9 protein-coding genes are annotated in these 18097 nt (G+C 72.0%); 3 read left to right on the top strand and 6 right to left on the bottom strand.

The window, feature by feature from the left end:
- Window positions 1-355: 355 nt before the first annotated feature.
- The gene (locus ACZ7LS_RS04755) at window positions 356-5419 is read left to right on the top strand and encodes an NAD-glutamate dehydrogenase (RefSeq protein ID WP_385136687.1); all 5064 of its coding nucleotides are present in this window, start codon (window positions 356-358) and stop codon (window positions 5417-5419) included.
- Window positions 5420-5517: 98 nt separating this feature from the next.
- Here ACZ7LS_RS04755 and ACZ7LS_RS04750 read toward each other — a convergent pair whose 3' ends face one another.
- Entirely contained in the window at window positions 5518-6234 is a 717-nt protein-coding gene (locus ACZ7LS_RS04750; RefSeq protein WP_385136706.1) for an ABC transporter ATP-binding protein, read from the bottom strand.
- Window positions 6235-6385: 151 nt separating this feature from the next.
- Window positions 6386-7318, bottom strand: coding sequence for an ABC transporter permease (locus ACZ7LS_RS04745; RefSeq protein ID WP_385136688.1), 933 nt, complete (start codon window positions 7316-7318; stop codon window positions 6386-6388).
- Between the two features lie 141 nt (window positions 7319-7459).
- Here ACZ7LS_RS04745 and ACZ7LS_RS04740 point away from each other — a divergent pair, with 141 nt between their 5' ends.
- Window positions 7460-8113 carry a TetR/AcrR family transcriptional regulator gene (locus tag ACZ7LS_RS04740; protein ID WP_382530093.1) on the top strand — a complete coding sequence of 218 codons (654 nt, stop codon included), beginning with the start codon at window positions 7460-7462 and terminating at the stop codon, window positions 8111-8113.
- A gap of 313 nt (window positions 8114-8426) precedes the next feature.
- Here the strand turns inward: ACZ7LS_RS04740 and ACZ7LS_RS04735 are convergent, their stop codons facing one another.
- The 4 genes from ACZ7LS_RS04735 to ACZ7LS_RS04720 all read right to left on the bottom strand — a co-directional run bounded on the left by ACZ7LS_RS04735 (window position 8427) and on the right by ACZ7LS_RS04720 (window position 15941).
- Window positions 8427-9314, bottom strand: coding sequence for a carbohydrate ABC transporter permease (locus tag ACZ7LS_RS04735; RefSeq protein ID WP_129769401.1), 888 nt, complete (start codon window positions 9312-9314; stop codon window positions 8427-8429).
- Window positions 9311-10657 (bottom strand): carbohydrate ABC transporter permease, encoded by a 1347-nt coding sequence (locus ACZ7LS_RS04730; protein ID WP_382530096.1) that lies wholly within the window; start codon window positions 10655-10657, stop codon window positions 9311-9313. Before ACZ7LS_RS04730 ends, ACZ7LS_RS04735 begins: the two co-directional genes overlap by 4 nt.
- A 4-nt stretch (window positions 10658-10661) precedes the next feature.
- Window positions 10662-12074 carry an ABC transporter substrate-binding protein gene (locus ACZ7LS_RS04725; protein ID WP_382530098.1) on the bottom strand — a complete coding sequence of 471 codons (1413 nt, stop codon included), beginning with the start codon at window positions 12072-12074 and terminating at the stop codon, window positions 10662-10664.
- A gap of 204 nt (window positions 12075-12278) precedes the next feature.
- The gene (locus tag ACZ7LS_RS04720; RefSeq protein ID WP_385136691.1) at window positions 12279-15941 is read right to left on the bottom strand and encodes an FHA domain-containing protein; all 3663 of its coding nucleotides are present in this window, start codon (window positions 15939-15941) and stop codon (window positions 12279-12281) included.
- A gap of 487 nt (window positions 15942-16428) precedes the next feature.
- On the opposite strand from ACZ7LS_RS04720, the gene ACZ7LS_RS04715 reads away from it, so the two are divergent.
- The gene (locus ACZ7LS_RS04715) at window positions 16429-18075 is read left to right on the top strand and encodes a serine/threonine-protein kinase (protein ID WP_382530101.1); all 1647 of its coding nucleotides are present in this window, start codon (window positions 16429-16431) and stop codon (window positions 18073-18075) included.
- Window positions 18076-18097: the final 22 nt, after the last annotated feature.

Here is an 18097-nt window from a genome sequence, read left to right as displayed (position 1 = left end):
GTGTCAAAGTTGATACCCCGTATTTGTACACATGCGGCCCATGACGGCGCCCCGGTCAAGGGCGATAGCCTGGTGCCCGTGATCAGCGCGATATGCCGTGGGGGCAGCGAAGCCCCCCGCCTGCGCCCGGAGCGCGACAGCGCCCGGGCGATCGCTGGTCCCCCAGGACCGGTCCCCTCGGGACAGGAATCGGGGCAGGATCTTGACCCGGGTCGACTGCCAAAATTGGCCAATAACGCCCCGGACATCTCTCATCGCGGCATAACGTCGACTCAGACCGGAAACCCCGCGTCGTGGCGTTGTGTCGCTTCCTTCACCTACGTCACGCAACGGCGCGCGACAGGAGCCAGAGGACATGCAGACCAAGCTGGACGAAGCCAAGGCCGAGCTGCTCGAACAGGCGGCTCGGGCCGCTGAGAACAGCCCGGTGGGGGGAACCGGGGGGCTGGGGGCCCGCCCCCGGAAGGACGAGGCCTCGGCCGGATCCCGCGGCGCCGGCGGCCAGGAGGACGGCCCCGACCGGGACGGCCTTCTCGCGTACCTCCAGCGCTACTACCTGCACACCGCTCCCGAGGACCTGGCGGACCGCGACCCGGTCGACGTCGTCGGGGCGGCGCTCTCCCACTACCGCCTGGCCGGGAATCGCCCCCAGGGCACGGCGAACGTACGGGTGCACACCCCGACCGTCGAGGAGAACGGCTGGACCTGCCGCCACTCCGTGGTCGAGGTCGTCACCGACGACATGCCGTTCCTGGTCGACTCCGTCACCAACGAGATCTCGCGCCAGGGCCGTGGCATCCACGCCGTGGTCCATCCTCAGATCGCCGTACGCCGCGACGTCACCGGCAAGCTGATCGAGGTGCTGCCCGAAGAGGCGGTCACCTCCGCGGCGCCCCGGCACGACGTCTTCATCGAGTCCTGGATCCATGTCGAGATCGACCGCGAGACCGACCAGGCCGATCTCCGGCAGATGACCGCCGATCTGCTGCGGGTCCTCTCCGACGTCCGCGAGACCGTCGAGGACTGGGAGAAGATGCGGGACGCCGCGCTGCGCATCGCCGAGGAACTGCCCAGCGAGCCGACCGCCGACGATCTGCGCGACCAGGAGGTCGAGGAGGCCAGGGAGCTGCTGCGCTGGCTCGCCGCCGACCACTTCACCTTCCTCGGCTACCGCGAGTATCAGCTGACGGACAGTGACGCGCTCTCCGCCGTGCCCGGCACCGGTCTCGGCGTGCTGCGCTCCGATCCTGCGCACACCGGCGACGAGGACCACCCGGTCAGCCCGTCCTTCAGCCGGCTGCCCGCCGACGCCCGCGCCAAGGCACGTGAGCACAAGCTGCTCGTCCTCACCAAGGCCAACAGCCGCGCCACGGTCCACCGCTCCGGCTATCTCGACTACGTCGGCGTCAAGAAGTTCGACGCCAAGGGCAATGTCGTCGGCGAGCGGCGCTTCCTCGGGCTCTTCTCCTCGGCCGCGTACACCGAGTCGGTCCGCCGGGTGCCGGTGATCCGCCGCAAGGTCGCGGAGGTCCTGGAGAGCGCGGGGCTCTCGCCCAACAGTCACGACGGCCGTGATCTGCTCCAGATCCTGGAGACCTATCCACGCGACGAGCTGTTCCAGACGCCCGTCGACGAACTCCGCTCGATTGTCACCAGCGTGCTGTATCTCCAGGAACGCAGGCGCCTGCGCCTCTACCTCCGCCAGGACGAGTACGGGCGCTACTACTCCGCCCTCGTCTATCTGCCGCGTGACCGCTACACCACGGGCGTCCGGCTCCGGCTGGTCGAGATCCTCAAGGAGGAACTCGGCGGGACCAGTGTCGACTTCACCGCGTGGAACACAGAATCGATCCTCTCCCGGCTGCACTTCGTCGTCCGGGTCCCCCGGGGCACCCAGCTGGCGAAGCTCACCGACGCCGACACCGAGCGGATCGAGGCCCGGCTCGTCGAGGCCGCCCGCTCCTGGGCCGACGCCTTCGGCGAGGCGCTGACCGCCGAGTGCGGTGAGGAGCGCGCCGCCGAACTTCTGCGCAGGTACGGCTCCGCCTTCCCCGAGGGCTACAAGGCCGACCACTCCCCGCGCGCCGCCGTCGCCGACCTGGCCCATCTGGAGGCGGTCACCAGCGCCGAGGCGGGCTCGGACTTCGCGCTCTCGCTGTACGAGCCGGTCGGCGCCGGCCCCGGCGAGCGCCGCTTCAAGATCTACCGCTCGGGCGAGCAGGTCTCCCTCTCCGCCGTCCTGCCGGTGCTCCAGCGGCTCGGCGTCGAGGTCGTCGACGAGCGCCCGTACGAACTGCGCTGCTCGGACCGTACCCACGCCTGGATCTACGACTTCGGCCTGCGGCTGCCCCAGGGCGGCGGCGGTGACTTCCTCACCGAGGACGACCGTCAGCGCTTCCAGGACGCCTTCGCCGCCGTGTGGACCGGAGCCGCGGAGAACGACGGCTTCAACTCCCTCGTCCTGCGGGCGGGTCTGGACTGGCGGCAGGCGATGGTGCTGCGCGCGTACGCCAAGTACCTGCGCCAGTCCGGCTCGACCTTCAGCCAGGACTACATGGAGGACACCCTCCGCAGCAACGTCCACACCACCCGGCTGCTGGTCTCCCTCTTCGAGGCCAGGATGTCGCCGGGCCGTCAGCGCGCCGGCATCGAGCTGACGGAAGCGATGCTGGAGGAGCTGGACGGTGCCCTGGACCAGGTCGCGAGCCTGGACGAGGACCGCATCCTCAGGTCCTTCCTCACCCTCATCAAGGCCACGCTGCGGACCAACTTCTTCCAGCGCGCCGGCGACGGCGACAAGGCGGAGAAGGGGGAGAAGGGGGAGAAGGGCGAGCCGGGCCGGAAGACCGCCGCGGGCGAACAGCACAGCTATGTGTCGATGAAGTTCGACCCGCAGGCCATCCCCGATCTGCCCGCGCCCCGCCCGGCGTACGAGATCTGGGTGTACTCCCCGCGCGTCGAGGGCGTCCATCTGCGCTTCGGCAAGGTCGCCCGCGGCGGTCTGCGCTGGTCCGACCGGCGCGAGGACTTCCGTACGGAGATCCTCGGCCTGGTCAAGGCGCAGATGGTCAAGAACACCGTGATCGTGCCAGTCGGCGCCAAGGGCGGCTTCGTCGCCAAACAGCTGCCCGACCTGGCCGCGGACCGGGACGCCTGGCTGGCCGAGGGCATCGCCTCGTACAAGATCTTCATCTCGGCGCTGCTCGACATCACGGACAACATGGTGGCGGGCGAGGTCGTGCCGCCGGCCGATGTGGTCAGGCACGACGAGGACGACACATATCTGGTCGTCGCCGCCGACAAGGGCACCGCGAGCTTCTCCGACATCGCCAACGACGTCGCGGTCGCCTACGACTTCTGGCTCGGGGACGCCTTCGCCTCCGGCGGCAGCGCGGGCTACGACCACAAGGGCATGGGCATCACGGCGCGCGGCGCCTGGGAGTCCGTCAAGCGGCACTTCCGCGAGCTGGGCCATGACACCCAGACCGAGGACCTCACGGTCGTCGGTGTCGGCGACATGTCCGGTGACGTGTTCGGCAACGGCATGCTGCTCTCCGAGCACATCCGGCTGGTCGCGGCCTTCGACCACCGGCACATCTTCCTCGACCCGCACCCGGACGCGGCCACCTCGTACGCGGAGCGCCGCCGGCTGTTCGAGCTGCCGCGCTCGTCGTGGGCCGACTACGACAAGGAACTGCTGTCGCAGGGCGGCGGAATCCACCCGCGCACGGCCAAGGCGATCCCCGTCAACGCGCATGTCCGTGAGGCGCTCGGCATCGAGCCCGGTGTCTCCAAGCTGACGCCCGCCGAGCTGATGAAGGCGATTCTCCAGGCGCCTGTGGACCTGCTGTGGAACGGCGGCATCGGTACGTATGTGAAGGCCTCCACCGAGACCGACGCCGACGTCGGCGACAAGGCCAACGACTCGATCCGTGTCAACGGCGAGGACCTGCGGGTCAAGGTCGTCGGCGAGGGCGGCAACCTGGGGCTGACCCAGCTCGGCCGTATCGAGTTCGCCCGCCGCGGCGCCGGCGGCGAGGGCGGCAAGGTCAACACCGACGCCATCGACAACAGCGCGGGCGTCGACACCTCCGACCACGAGGTGAACATCAAGATCCTGCTCAACAGCCTGGTCACGGACGGCGACATGACCGTCAAGCAGCGCAACACCCTGCTCGCCGCGATGACCGACGAGGTCGGCGCGCTCGTGCTGCGCAACAACTACGCGCAGAACACCGCGCTCGCCAACGCCGTGGCCCAGGCCCCGTCCCTGCTCCACGCCCACCAGCGGTTCATGCGCCGTCTGGTGCGCGACGGACATCTCGACAGGGCGCTGGAGTTCCTGCCCAGCGACCGGCAGATCCGCGAACTGCTCAACGCGGGCAAGGGCCTGTCCCAGCCCGAACTGGCCGTGCTGCTCGCCTACACCAAGATCACGGTGGCGGAGGAGCTGATCCACACCGAGCTGCCCGACGACCCCTATCTGCGCAAGCTGCTGCACGCGTACTTCCCGCAGGCGCTGCGGGAGAAGTTCGCCGAGCAGATCGACGCGCACGCGCTGCGCCGCGAGATCGTGACGACGGTGCTCGTCAACGACACCGTCAACACCGGTGGTTCGACCTTCCTGCACCGGCTGCGGGAGGAGACCGGGGCGTCGACCGAGGAGATCGTGAGGGCCCAGGCCGCGGCCCGGGAGATCTTCGGGCTGAACGCCGTCTGGGACGCCGTCGAGGCGTTGGACAACCAGGTGGCGGCCGATGTCCAGACCCGGGTCAGGCTGCACTCCCGCCGGCTGGTCGAACGCGGTACGCGCTGGCTGCTGGGCAACCGGCCGCAGCCGCTGGAGATCGCGGGGACCATCGAGTTCTTCGCGGCGAGGGTCGAGCGGGTCTGGGCGCAGCTGCCCCCGATGCTGCGCGGCGCGGAGCTGGCGTGGTACCAGCGGATCCTGGCGGAGCTGACCGAGGCGGGAATCCCGGAGGAGCTGGCCCTGCGGGTGGCGAGCTTCTCGTCCGCCTTCCCGACGCTCGACATCGTGGCGATCGCGGACCGTACGGACCAGGACCCGCTGGCCGTCGCCGAGGTGTACTACGACCTCGGTGACCGGCTGCGGATCACCCAGCTGATGGACCGGATCGTGGAGCTGCCGCGGGCCGACCGCTGGCAGTCCATGGCCCGTGCCTCCATCCGCGAGGACCTGTACGCGGCGCACGCCGCGCTGACGGCGGACGTACTGGCCGTGGGCGACAGCGACTCGACGCCCGAGGAGCGCTTCATGGCGTGGGAGCGGAAGAACGCCGCGATCCTCGGCCGTTCGCGGGCCACGCTGGAGGAGATCCAGGGGTCGGACGCGTTCGATCTGGCGAATCTGTCGGTCGCGATGCGGACGATGCGCACGCTGCTGCGTACGCACAGCTGAGCGGTTCACCGAGGGAGGGGCGCCCGGCTCGCGATGAGCAGGGCGCCCCTTCTCGCGCGTCAGCCCCGGAGGCCCCGGGGCCACAGGGGCCTCCGGGGCTACTTCTTCTTGCCGGTGAACTCCTCGTACGCCGCGACGACATCCCCTGCCGGGCCGTCCATCCGCAGCGTCCCCGACTCCAGCCAGAGCGCCCGGTCACAGGTGTCGAGGATGGACTTGTTGCTGTGGCTGACCAGGAAGACCGTGCCGGCCTCCGCGCGCAGCTCGGCGATGCGCTCCTGGCTGCGGCGCTGGAACCTCGCGTCGCCGGTCGACAGCGCCTCGTCGATCAGCAGTACGTCATGGCTCTTGGCGGCGGCGATCGAGAAGCGCAGCCGGGCGCCCATCCCCGAGGAGTACGTGCGCATCGGCAGCGAGATGAAGTCGCCCTTGTCGTTGATCCCGGAGAACTCCACGATGTCGTCGTAGCGGCCACGGACCTGCTCCCGTGACATGCCCATCGCCAGCCCGCCGAGGATGACGTTCCGCTCGCCGGTCAGATCGCTCATCAGCGCCGCGTTGACGCCGAGGAGCGAGGGCTGACCACGGGTGAAGACCTTGCCACGGGACGGCGGCAGCAGCCCCGCGATCGCCTTCAGCAGGGTCGACTTGCCGGACCCGTTGGAGCCGATCAGTCCGATGGCCTCCCCTTTGTACGCGGCGAAACCGACGCCCTTGACGGCGTGCACCTCGCGCGCGCCGGGCGCCGAGCGGCGCGAGACGATCCGGCTCAGCGCCGAGGTGGCGCTGCCCCGGTCGCCCCGGGTGCCGTGCACCGTATAGGTGACATGGACGCCGTCGACGACGACGGTGGGGACGCGTTCCGGCGCGGTCGACCGCCCGGAGCTGTCCGTACCCGCGCCCGTGTCCGCCTCCGTATCCGTGCCCGCGTCCGTGCCCGTGTCCTTCTCCGTGCTCTTCCTCTCCTCAGCCACGTCCGTACTCCTCCTCGGCCTTCCAGAAGAACAGGAACCCGCCGACGCCCGCGAGCAGCGCCCAGCCGAGGGCGGCGGCCCAGACGTGCGGGGGCAGCTGACCGGCCGTGTAGCTGTCGATGAGCGCGAAGCGCACCAGATCGATGAAGACGGCGGCCGGGTTGTACCGCAGGATCACCGTCACCACATGCGGCAGATCGCCGCCGCCCGTGACCTTGTCGACGCTCCACATCACGCCCGACACATACATCCAGGTGCGCAGCAGGAACGGCATCAGCTGCGAGATGTCCGGCGTCCTGGCCGCGAGCCTGGCCACGGCCATCGAGACACCGGTGTTGAAGAGCGACTGGAGCAGCAGGGCCGGCAGCGCGAGCAGCCAGCCGACCGCCGGGTACTGGCCGAAGCAGACCAGGATCACCACCAGCGCGCCCATGGAGAACAGCAGTTGCTGGAGCTGCTGGAGCGCGAGGGCGATCGGCAGGGCGGCGCGCGGGAAGTGCAGGGCCCGTACGAGACCGAGGTTGCCGGAGATCGCGCGGGTGCCGGCCATGATCGAGTTCGAGGTGAAGGTCCAGATGAAGACGCCCGTGACCAGGAACGGGACGAAGTCCGGTATGCCGTGCTTGGTGTTGAGCAGCACACCGAAGATGAAGTAGTAGACCGTCGCGTTCAGCAGCGGGGTCATGATCTGCCAGATCTGGCCCAGCTTCGCCTGGCTGTACTGGGCGGTCAGCCGGGCGGTCGCGAAGGCGCCGATGAAATGCCGGCGCGACCACAGGGCGCGGACATAGGCGGGCAGGGCGGGGCGGGCGCCGCTCACGGTCAGGCCGTGGCGGCGGGCGAGGGCGCTGAGATCGGTCCCGGTGCCTGTATCGGGCTCCGGGACCGCTGAGGCCGGTGTGGCCGGTGCGATCGTCTGGCTCACGAGGGGTCGCTTTCGACGGGGTTCCGAGGACGGTCCCGGCGACGGAACGGGTACGTATCGTCGTAACGCCAAAGGTAGGACGGAGTACGTCGCAACGCAACCGTGTCGTCGTCACGCCGCACGGCGCTATGCTCGTACGCGATGACTACCGACCCCGCTGCCGACTCCCGCGCCACGGACCCCCGGACCAGCGCCCCGCGCACCGCACGCCGCGTCCCGGCGGGAGCCGCCGTGCTCCGCGAGGACGTCACCGACGCCATCCGCGCCGCCGTCTTCGAGGAACTGGCCGCCGTCGGCTTCGCCCGGATGTCCATCGAGGGCATCGCGCGCCGGGCCGGGGTCGGCAAGACCGCCGTCTACCGCCGCTGGAAGTCCAAGCTGGAGCTGGTCCTCGATCTGGTCTCCGCGTTCGCGGCGCAGGGGCTGCCCGCCCCCGGGACCGGTTCGCTCCACGGCGATGTGCGCGCCCTGCTCGAAGTGGCCTCCCACGCCCTGCGCCACCCGGTGGCCTCGCGGGTCATCCCGGATCTTCTGGTGGAGGCCGCCCGGCACCCCGAGATCTCCGACGCGATCAAGGCGGCGCTGCTCGACGGACAGCGGGGGATCGCCGCGGTGATCGTCCGCGCGGCGGTCGAGCGCGGTGAGCTTCCCGAGGGCGCGGACGCCGACCGGGCGCTGGATCTGATCGTCGGACCGCTCTACTGGCGGCTCGTGGTGGTCAGGAGCGACCTGCCCCCGGGCTATCTCGACGATCTGGCGGCCTCGGCGGTCGCGGCGCTCGGCCACCACGACTGACCGGCGCCCGCCCGCTGCCCGAGCGAAGCGGCCCCCGGCGGGTTCGTCGTGCCGCCGAGGAAGACATGGCGTACGACCCGCTCCGCCGCCCGCCCGTCGTCGTATGGAGACGATGACGCTGAACCGGGTCATGGCCCGGGAACGGCCGGCGGGGTGGACCGGTTACGCCGGGGCCGGCGCACGGGGGACGCGCGGAACAGGTGTCCGGCCCCGACAGCGCGACGGGGGAGGACCGGCCGCCCCGCGGCCCGTCCTCCCCCGCCCCACACCGTTGTCCGTCACCCACACCGTCGTAAGTGCGGCTACGTGGGCGTTACTTGACGGCTCCCGCCATCACGCCCGTCACGAACTGCCGCTGGAACGCGAAGAACACGACCAGCGGGATGATCATCGACACGAAGGCGCCGGGCGCCAGGACGTCGATGTTGTTGCCGAACTGCCGTACCTGCTGCTGGAGCGCGACGGTGATCGGCGGGTTCTTCGAGTCCGCGAAGATCAGCGCGACCAGCATGTCGTTCCAGACCCAGAGGAACTGGAAGATGCCGAGCGAGGCGATCGCCGGACCGCCCAGCGGCATCACGACCCGTACGAACAGGCGTATCTCGCCCGCTCCGTCGAGCCGCGCGGCCTCCAGCAGCTCCCTCGGGATCTCCGCGAAGAAGTTCCGCAGCAGGAAGATCGCGAAGGGCAGACCGAAGGCGACATGGAAGAGCACCACGCCGAAGGTCGTCTCGAAGATGCCGACGGCGCCGAACAGCTTCGAGACCGGGACCAGCGCCACCTGTACCGGGACCACCAGCAGCCCCACGACCACCAGGAACCACCAGTCGCGCCCCGGGAAGTCCATCCACGCGAAGGCGTATCCGGCGAGCGAGCCGATCACCACGACCAGGAGCGTCGCCGGGACGGTGATCACGATCGTGGAGAGCAGCGAGTTGGTGATGATGTCGTTGTCGAAGAGCCGCGAGTAGTTCTCGGTGGTGAGCTGCGCGGGCGCGGTGAACACCTGCCACCAGCCGCTCGCGCTGATGTCCGTGGCGTCGCGCAGCGAGGAGATCAGCAGACCGATCGTGGGCATCAGCCAGAACAGACCCACCAGGACCAGGAAGACCCGCATCACCCCGCCGCCCGCGCGGGCGGCGATCCGGCCGGCGAGGGGCTGCTTCGCCTTGACCTTGATCGCACCGTCGTTCGTGGTCATCGGCGAGTCTCCCTTCGCATGCGTCGTATGTTGAACAGCATCACCGGGATCACCAGCAGGAGCAGCAGTACGGCGATGGCGCTGCCCACGCCGAGATCCGCGTCCGTACCGAACGACGAGCGGTAGAGCTGGAGCGCCAGCACGTTCGCGTCGTCCTGGGACGAGCCCGGCGCGATGATGAAGACCAGGTCGAAGATCTTCAGCACATTGATCATCAGCGTGACCATGACGACCGCGAGCACCGGCGCCAGCAGCGGCACGGTGATCCGGCGGAAGACCTGCCACTCCGTGGCACCGTCCACCCGTGCGGCCTCCATGAGTTCACGGGGCACACTCGCGAGCCCCGCCGCGATCAGCACCATCGCGAACCCGGCCCACATCCAGATGTAGCTGCCGATGATGGCGGGCGTGACCAGGGAGGGCCCGAGCCAGTCCACGCCGTTGTACGGCTCCCTGAAGTTGGCCGCGGGCAGCCTGAGCTGGGCCCCGTCGGCCGCTTCCGGCAGGCTGAACGTACCGTCGGCGCCCGCGGTCGTGGAGGCGACGACCTTGCCGTCCTTGACCGCCTCCACCGCGATGCCCTTGAGGCCCAGCTCCTTGGCGTCGATGACATTGGGCTTGCCGCCGCCGCCCTTGGTGAAGTCCAGCCAGGCGGTGCCGGTGACCCGGCCGTCCGCCGGCCGCGCGGCCTTGGCGGGCGCCGCGTCGGACGGCATCTTCGCGGGCGCCACGCCGACCAGCGGGAGCAGGACCTCCGTCCCGGCTCTCGCGGGCTCCTTGGTGACGAACGCGCCGCCGCCCGCCGGTTTCAGCGGATGCACCGGCAGCGGACGCGCCCTGGGGAAGGCCGCCGACTCGTTGAACGTGTCGTGCACACCCACCGCGACCGCGTTGGCGATGCCGCGCTCCGGGTCCTGTTCGTACACGAGCCGGAAGATGATGCCCGACGCGAGCATCGAGATCGCCATCGGCATGAAGATGACGAGTTTGAAGGCCGTGCTCCAGCGCACCCGTTCGGTGAGTACGGCGAAGATCAGCCCGAGCGCGGTGGCGATGGTGGGCGCCACCACCACCCAGATCGCGTTGTTCTTGACCGCGGTCAGGATGGTGTCGTCGGAGAAGAGCTCGATGTAGTTGTCGAGTCCGGCGAAGCTGTCACCGGACTTGTCGAAGAAGGACCGGTAGACCGAGAACCCGATGGGGTAGACCACGAGCGCGCCCAGCAGCACCAGCGCGGGCAGCAGGAAGCCGGCCGCGACGAGTTTGCGTGTGCCTGTCACGCTCTTGCGTTTGCCCTTGGCGGGGGGCACCGCCGTGGTGCCCCCCGAGACCGCCGACTTCATCGCGTCAGCTCGTGTACGCCTTGGCCGCGGCCGCCTCCAGCTGCTGCTGGATCGCCGCGACGTCCTTCGGGTTCTTCAGGAAGTCCTGGAGCGCCTTCCACTCGCCCTTGCCGGGGGTACCGCCGAACGACTGCGGCATCTGGTCCGACATGTCGAAGCGGAAGTCGTCGCCCGCGGCGATCAGCGCCTTGGCGATGTCGCGCTGGACGTCGTTCGGGTACGCGGCGGGGTCCAGGGACTTGTTCGGCGAGACGAATCCGCCCGTCTCCGCCCAGATCTTCGCGGCGTCCGTGGACGCCAGGAAGGTCAGCAGCGCCTGCGCGCCCTTGGTGTCCTTGAGCGCCACGGCCGCGTCGCCACCGGTCACCACCGGGGCGTCGGGGCCCACCGCGGGGAACGGGAAGACCTTCGCGTCCGTACCGATCTTCGCCTCGGTCTGGCCGATGTTGACGCCGACGAAGTCACCCTCGAAGACCATCGCGCCCTTGGGCTGGTCGCCGCCGGTGAACGTCTGGGTGACGGACGCGGGGAACTCCGTCTGGAGCGCGCCGTCCGTACCGCCCGCGATCAGGTTCGGCTTGCCGAAGAGCTGGCCGAGCGTGGTCAGCGCGTCCTTCACGGAGCCGTCGGTCCACTTGATCTCGTGCTTGGCGAGCTGGTCGTACTTCTCCGGGCCCGCCTGGGAGAGGTAGATGTTCTCGAACCAGTCGGTGAGCGTCCAGCCGTCCGCGCCCGCGACCGAGACCGGCGTGACACCCGAGGCCGAGATCGTCTCGGCCGTCTTCAGCAGGTCCTGCCAGGTCTTGGGGGCCACGGCGCCCGCGTTCTCGAACGCGGCGTTGTTGTACCAGACCAGCGACTTGTTGGCGGCCTTGAAGTACACGCCGTACTGCGTGCCGTCCACCGCGCCGAGGTCCTGCCAGCCCTTGCTGTAGTTCTTCGCGAGCTGGGCCTTGGCCTCGGCGCCGGCCGGCTTGGCCCACTTCTTCTCCACGGCCTGCTGGATGGCGCCGACCTGCGGCAGCATCGCGACATCCGGCGGGCTGCCACCGGCTATCTTCGTCCCGAGGAAGTTGACGATCGGGTCCTGCGCGGGGACGAACGTGACCGTCGCACCGGTGCGCTTCTCGAACTCGCTGAGGACCTTGGTGAAGTTCTCCTGCTCGGGGCCGGTCCAGACGGCCGCGACCTGGATCGTCTCGCCGTTCAGCTTGGGCAGTTGGACCGTGGCGGCGGGCGCCTTGCTCGCGGTGTCGCCCGAGCCCTTGTCGTCGCTGGAATCGCCGCCGCAGCCGCTGAGGGCCACGGCGCCGACGGCGACGATCGCCACCGCTGCCCGGCGCGTGCCGAGCCCGTTCCTGCCGAGCCCGCCCCTGTCGGTCCCAAGAGCCTTGTTAGCTCTACGAGTTGTGCGCATCACTGCCCCGTCTCTCCCGTGTGCGTACGGATCTACGCAAGCGGGACCGGCGACGCGGCCGTGACGTGGCAGCGCTGCACTCGTCCCGTGCGCACAGTCCTACGCCGCGTGGGAGGGCGCCGCAATAGCCTTCCCGGTCCGGGACCGTTGATCGTGATGGGCTCGTGACGTGCCACGACGGACGTATGCCCTGTCCGGGGATCTTCAGGGGTGAGCCGGGGTCAGTGGTGCGACAGGTACGGCGTCGACGGATCGGGCGGCCCGTTCGAGAGCGCTCGCGAGCAGGGCCAGATCCGTCGGACCGTTGCCCAGCTCCCTGACCGGCCGGCGGGCCGGCGGGTCGCCCATCCGCTCCCATTCCAGGGGCACGACCGTGGGCCGCAGCGTCGCCGTACGCGGGATACGGCCGGTGACCCGCCCGCCCTGGAACGGCGTGACGCGGCCGTCCGGATGGCCGAGCCGGCCGCGGCCGGGCGCCGGGTCGTCCGGGGACGGCGCGACGGGCGGCGCGTCCAGCACGACCCGCAGCCGCGCGCCCTGGGCCAGCTCCGTGTCGACCGTGCGGTCGGGGCGGGCCGAGGTGGCCACCAGATGGACGCCGAGCCGCTCGCCCTCCCTGGCCACGGCCTCCAGGGCCCGTACGACCGAACCGGCCGCGGGCCGGCCGGGACTGCCGAGGGCGGGCGCGACCAGCGCGTCGAAGTCGTCGACCAGCACGATGAGCCGGGGGAGGGGCGCGGGGTCCTGGGACCGCTGCCGCGTCTGCGGCTGTTCCGTACGGGCCGAGGCGGTCCTGAGCCGGAGCGTGCCGTTCGCGTGCGGATCCGGGTCGCCGCGGTGCGGGTCGGTCCGGTGGGGCTCGGTCCGGTACGGGTCGGGGTGGTGCTGGTCCGTACCGTACTGCTCGGCCGCGCGCGGATCGCCACCGCGCGAGTCGCCACCGCGCTGATCGGTTCCGCGCTGATCGGTTCCGCGCTCGGGGCGGGACTCGCCGCGCCGGCCCGCCCGCTGCTCGGCGGCGCCCGGCGCGCGCTGGCCGACTATCCGCTCCGCCACCTCGTGCCGGTTGTGCCACTCCGTGAAGTCGAGCCGTCCCAGCAGTTCGGCCCGGCGCTTCAGCTCGGCCCCCAGCGCCTGCGCGAACTGCCGCATCCTGACCGGGTCGGAGGCGATCAGATGCTCGGTCACATGGGGCAGTTCCGTACAGACGGACAGCCCCTCGCCGCGCTCGCCCCCGGCGCCGTCGACCAGCAGCAGCCCCAGCCGGTCGGGCCGGCCGGCGGCGGCCAGCGAGGCGGCGACGGAGCGCAGCAGCTCCGTACGGCCGCTCCCCGCCGGCCCCTCGATCAGCAGATGCGGGCCCTCTTCGGTCAGATCGACGCTCACCGGGCCGCGCGGACCGGCGCCCAGGACCGCCGTGCAGTCGCCGGTGCGGTCGGCGGCGGACGCCCACCGGGCCATCAGGGACGCCGGGGTGGCCCGCGCCAGCCCCAGCTCGTCGAGCAGCCGGGCGGTGCGCGGGAGCGCCGCGGCGGGCCGCCCCCGGCCGCCGCCCCCCGAAGCGCGCAGCGGCGCCAGCGCCCGCCCGAAGCGGTCGGCCCAGGCCGTCGAGACCGCGTCCACGACGGCGACCGTGCCATGCCCGGCGGGCTGTCCCACCGCTGTACGCAGCAGCCGCAGCGCGGTGGCCACATCACCGCTCAGCAGGGCGACGGCCCCGCACTCGCGGAAGGGGAGCGAGGCCGCGCACGCCATCTCATAGGTCGCGGCGATCGGGGAGAGGGGCGAGGCGGCGTCCGTCTCGGCGAGACAGAGGACATGGACACCCGCCGCAGCGCCCGCGCCCGCCAGCTGCGCCGCCGACTCGCGCAGCGCGGCGGTCCCGGGGTCGCCGTCGACGATCACGATCGTGTACGGCCCGTCGTGACGGGCGGCGGCCTCCGTGATGGTCCACGGGTCGGCCGACGCCCAGCCGGGCCCCATGGGGCCGTCGTCGAGCCGCCGGGTCAGCTCGGCTGTCCTGGCCGCCGCCTGCTCGCGGTCGTAGGCGAGCAGCAGCCGGCAGTCCTGGCCGTGGGTGGGCCGTACATGCGGCAGCCAGCCGAGCCAGCCCCAGTCCCGTCTGCGCTCCTCCAGGCTTCTCGTACGGTCCGCGCTGATCAGCACGATCTCCAGATCGGCGGGGGAGTGCAGCGCGGCGAGCTGCGCCACGACCGCCCTGGCCAGCCCCGCCAGCCGCTCCCTGGGGCCCGCGAGGCCGAGCGACCCGGCCTCGCGCAGGCCGACGGTGACCGGTACGGAGGGCACGGGGCCGCCACCGTCCGGAGCGGCCCGGTCGGCCGTGCCGAGCCGTACGGCGAGCGCCTCGGGATGGCGGCTGTCCCGCTCCCACAGCCGGGGTCCCGGGCCGAGCGCCGTCAGCAGGACCGCGGCCGGATCGGGCCAGGTCTCCGCGCGCGGGGCGCGCCCGGCCGTACCGGCGGCGGGCAGCGGGCCGGGGCCGGACTCCGGCAGCTCCTCGCCGCGGCTTCCGGCGAGCCGCCGGGCCCAGGCGCCTATGCCGCCACGCCGTCTGGCCGCCGCGTCGGGTGTCTCGGTCCCGCGCGCGGGCGTGCCCTGCCGCCGCGAACCGGACGTCCTGCTGTGCGACTGCGGGCCGTCCTCGGCGCCGCGCGCGTCCACGCCCCCGGTATCCGCGACCGCGCCCGTCCCGTACGCCGGGTCCGGCGCCGCCGCCCTGCTGTGCGTGCCGTCGGGGGAGCCCGCCGCCGGGCGGCTGCCGAAGTGCGTGTCGGCGCTGCGGGGGTCGGGCAGGCGCGGGGCGCCCGGGGGGTTGCCGTACCGCGGGCCCAGGACCCGGCTCGACGCGCCGGAGGGGACGGACCCGCCGTACGCGCGGGGCGCGTGCCCCTCGCCACGGCTCCGGGTCTCCTCGGCCGGGGCCTCGCCCGGTCCGGCCGCCGCGCCCGGCGCGGCCGGACCGTGGGCGGGAGCGGGCTCGCGCCGCGCGCCGCCGTACTGCGGACCCGGTGAGGCGCCCGCGGGGCCGTACGAGGAACCGTCCGTCGCGTAGCCGCCGGTGCCGTACGCGCCCGTCTCGGGGCCGGTGGCCGCCGTCGCGCCGCCGTCGCCGTGGACCGGGGCGTGGGCCTCCGACGAGCGGTGCGCGCCGCCGCCCTGGCCGCTCTCCGCGCCCTGCGGGAGCGGGCCCCGGCCGTCCTTGCCCGGCCGGACGATCCGCAGATGGCCCTCGCCGTCCGGCGCCGTCGGCAGCGTGGCCGTACGCGCCCCGACCGTGAGCCGGAGGGCGGACTCACCGAGCCGCAGCAGCGCGCCGGGCGGGAGCGGGACCGGCCGGCCGCCCACCGCGACGCCTTCCAGCGTCGTCCCGTTCGTGGAGGAGAGGTCCGCGACCGAGACCCGGCCGTCCTCGCCGACCGTCACCGCGCAGTGCAGCCGCGAGACGTCCGGGTCGTCCAGCGGCACATCGGCCTCCGCGGACCGGCCGATCCTGATCTGTCCGCCGTGCAGCAGATGCACCCCGCCCGCGTCGGGGCCCGCGACGACATGGAGCTGGGCCGGGACGTCGTCGGCGGGCGCGTCGTCCTCGCCGGGGACCTGGAGCGAGAGCACCGCGCCGTCGATCAGCGGCGGCTCGCCGAGGGTGCGGCGCTGGGCGTCGAGCCGCTCGCGGCCCGCGTAGAGGACGACGGCGCCCGAGGAGGCGTCGAGGCCCGAGACGGCCGTGGCGAGCCCGGAGGCGACGGCGGCCAGCGCCGTACCCGCCGGGGCGGTGACGAGCACGTCGCACGCGCGCGCGGCGGCATGGCCGCTGCGCGGCGCCAGGACGGTCAGCCGGATCTGCATCGCCGTCAGCGGTCCCTTCTGCGCGGGGTGCCCGACAGAGGAATACCCACTGATCTCCCCCCACCGCGCACGGACGCGTCGTCCGGTACAGGTCGGCACGGGGCGGTGTGAATCCCCACTCCACACGTCACGTGCTGGGGGCATCCTCGCACCTGCCACTGACAACACGCCCGGGTACCGCCGACAAGTGATCTTGAATAGTCGGCTGTTGGCGCAAAAGTGCCTGCTTGGGAACGGCTTCGAGACTCCTCGGGACCGGGTGTGATGTCGTCCGCCCCGCTCCTCCGCAACCATCCGTACGATGCGAGCGTCTTTCTTCCGAACCCGACCGGACCCGGACCGGGTCGGTTCGGGACCGTATCCGTGCGGGATCGGAGTGGGACCGGAAGAGGACGGAACGGGTGACTTGCGGGGCCCGTCTAGAGTGGGTCGGAGACCCGGCGGGGCCGGGGGATGAGACGACCACGACCAGCAGGGAGCGCATGACGTGCGGCCGGTAGGCAGCAAGTACCTGCTTGAGGAGCCGCTGGGACGCGGCGCCACGGGCACCGTCTGGCGAGCCCGTCAGCGTGAGACCGCGGGGGCCGAGGCGGCCGTGGCCGGCCAGCCCGGCGAGACCGTCGCGATCAAGGTCCTCAAGGAGGAGCTGGCGAACGACGCGGATGTCGTGATGCGCTTCCTGCGCGAACGCTCCGTACTGCTCCGCCTCACCCACCCCAATATCGTGCGCACCCGCGACCTGGTGGTCGAGGGCGATCTCCTCGCGCTCGTCATGGACCTGGTCGACGGTCCCGACCTGCACCGCTATCTGCGCGAGAACGGGCCGTTCAGCCCCGTCGCGGCGGCCCTGCTGACCGCGCAGATCGCGGACGCGCTCGCCGCCAGCCACGCGGACGGCGTCGTGCACCGCGACCTCAAGCCCGCCAACGTGCTGCTCAGGAACGACGGCGAGCGGCTGCACCCGATGCTCACCGACTTCGGTATCGCGCGCCTCGCGGACTCCCCGGGACTGACCCGCACGCACGAGTTCGTCGGCACGCCCGCCTATGTCGCGCCGGAGTCCGCCGAGGGCCGCCCGCAGACCTCCGCCGTCGACATCTACGGCGCGGGCATCCTGCTGTACGAACTGGTCACCGGACGCCCGCCGTTCGCCGGCGCGACCGCGCTCGAAGTGCTCCAGCGCCACCTCAGCGAGGAGCCGCGCCGCCCCACCACCGTGCCCGAGCCGCTGTGGACGGTCATAGAGCGCTGCCTGCGCAAGGACCCGGACCAGCGGCCGAGCGCCGAGAACCTCGCCCGCGGGCTGCGGACCGTCGCCGCCGGTGTCGGCGTGCACTCCACGCCCGCCCAGGTCGACGCCGCGCTCGGCGTCGGCGCGCTCCTCGCGCCCGACCCGGCGCCCGCGCCCGTGCCCGACACACCGGGCGCGGCCGACCCGACGCAGGTCCTGCCCAGCAACGCCGGCTCGTACGACCCGAACGCGGCGACCAGCGTCATGCCGTCCACCGGTCCCGGCGGCGGTCCCGGCGGTCCTGGTCACGGCCCCGGAGCCGCCGACCCCACCTCGGTCATGCCGCCGGTACCGGCGGACCCCGAGGGCCCGCACCCCTGGCAGGGCCAGATGCGGGCCGCCCGCGACCGCAACGAGCAGACGCAGGTCCAGTACCTCGACCCGAGCCAGGACCCGCTGCGCCGCCGCCCGCAGCGGCAGCCCCAGCACCCGCCCCAGCAGCCGCCCGGACACCAGCGCCCCCCGCAGCCGCCCCAGCGCCAGCAGCGGTACGCGCCGCCCCCGCAGCAGCAACAGCCCTACGCCCCGGCGCCGCGACAGCAGTACGCGCCCCCGCAGCCGCCGCCCCAGCAGCCGCAGGCACCGGCCCCCCGCCAGCAGCGCGAACCGCGCCCGCCCCGCCAGCGCAACGCCAACCCGATGCGGATCCCCGGTCTGGGCTGCCTCAAGGGCTGTCTGTTCACGCTGGTCCTGCTCTTCGTCGCGGGCTGGCTCATCTGGGAACTGACGCCGCTTCAGGACTGGGTGGCCCAGGGCCAGAGCTACTGGACCGCGATCGGTGACGCGATCTCGACGGTGACGGACTGGATCTCGGCGCTGGGCGGCACGAACTCGGGCCAGTGACGGGGGCACGCGTGGCCGGGGG

Source organism: Streptomyces sp. NPDC039430 (assembly GCF_055639435.1).
The sequence above is the reverse complement of the archived record's forward strand: the minus strand, read 5'-3'. Positions and strand labels throughout refer to the sequence as shown.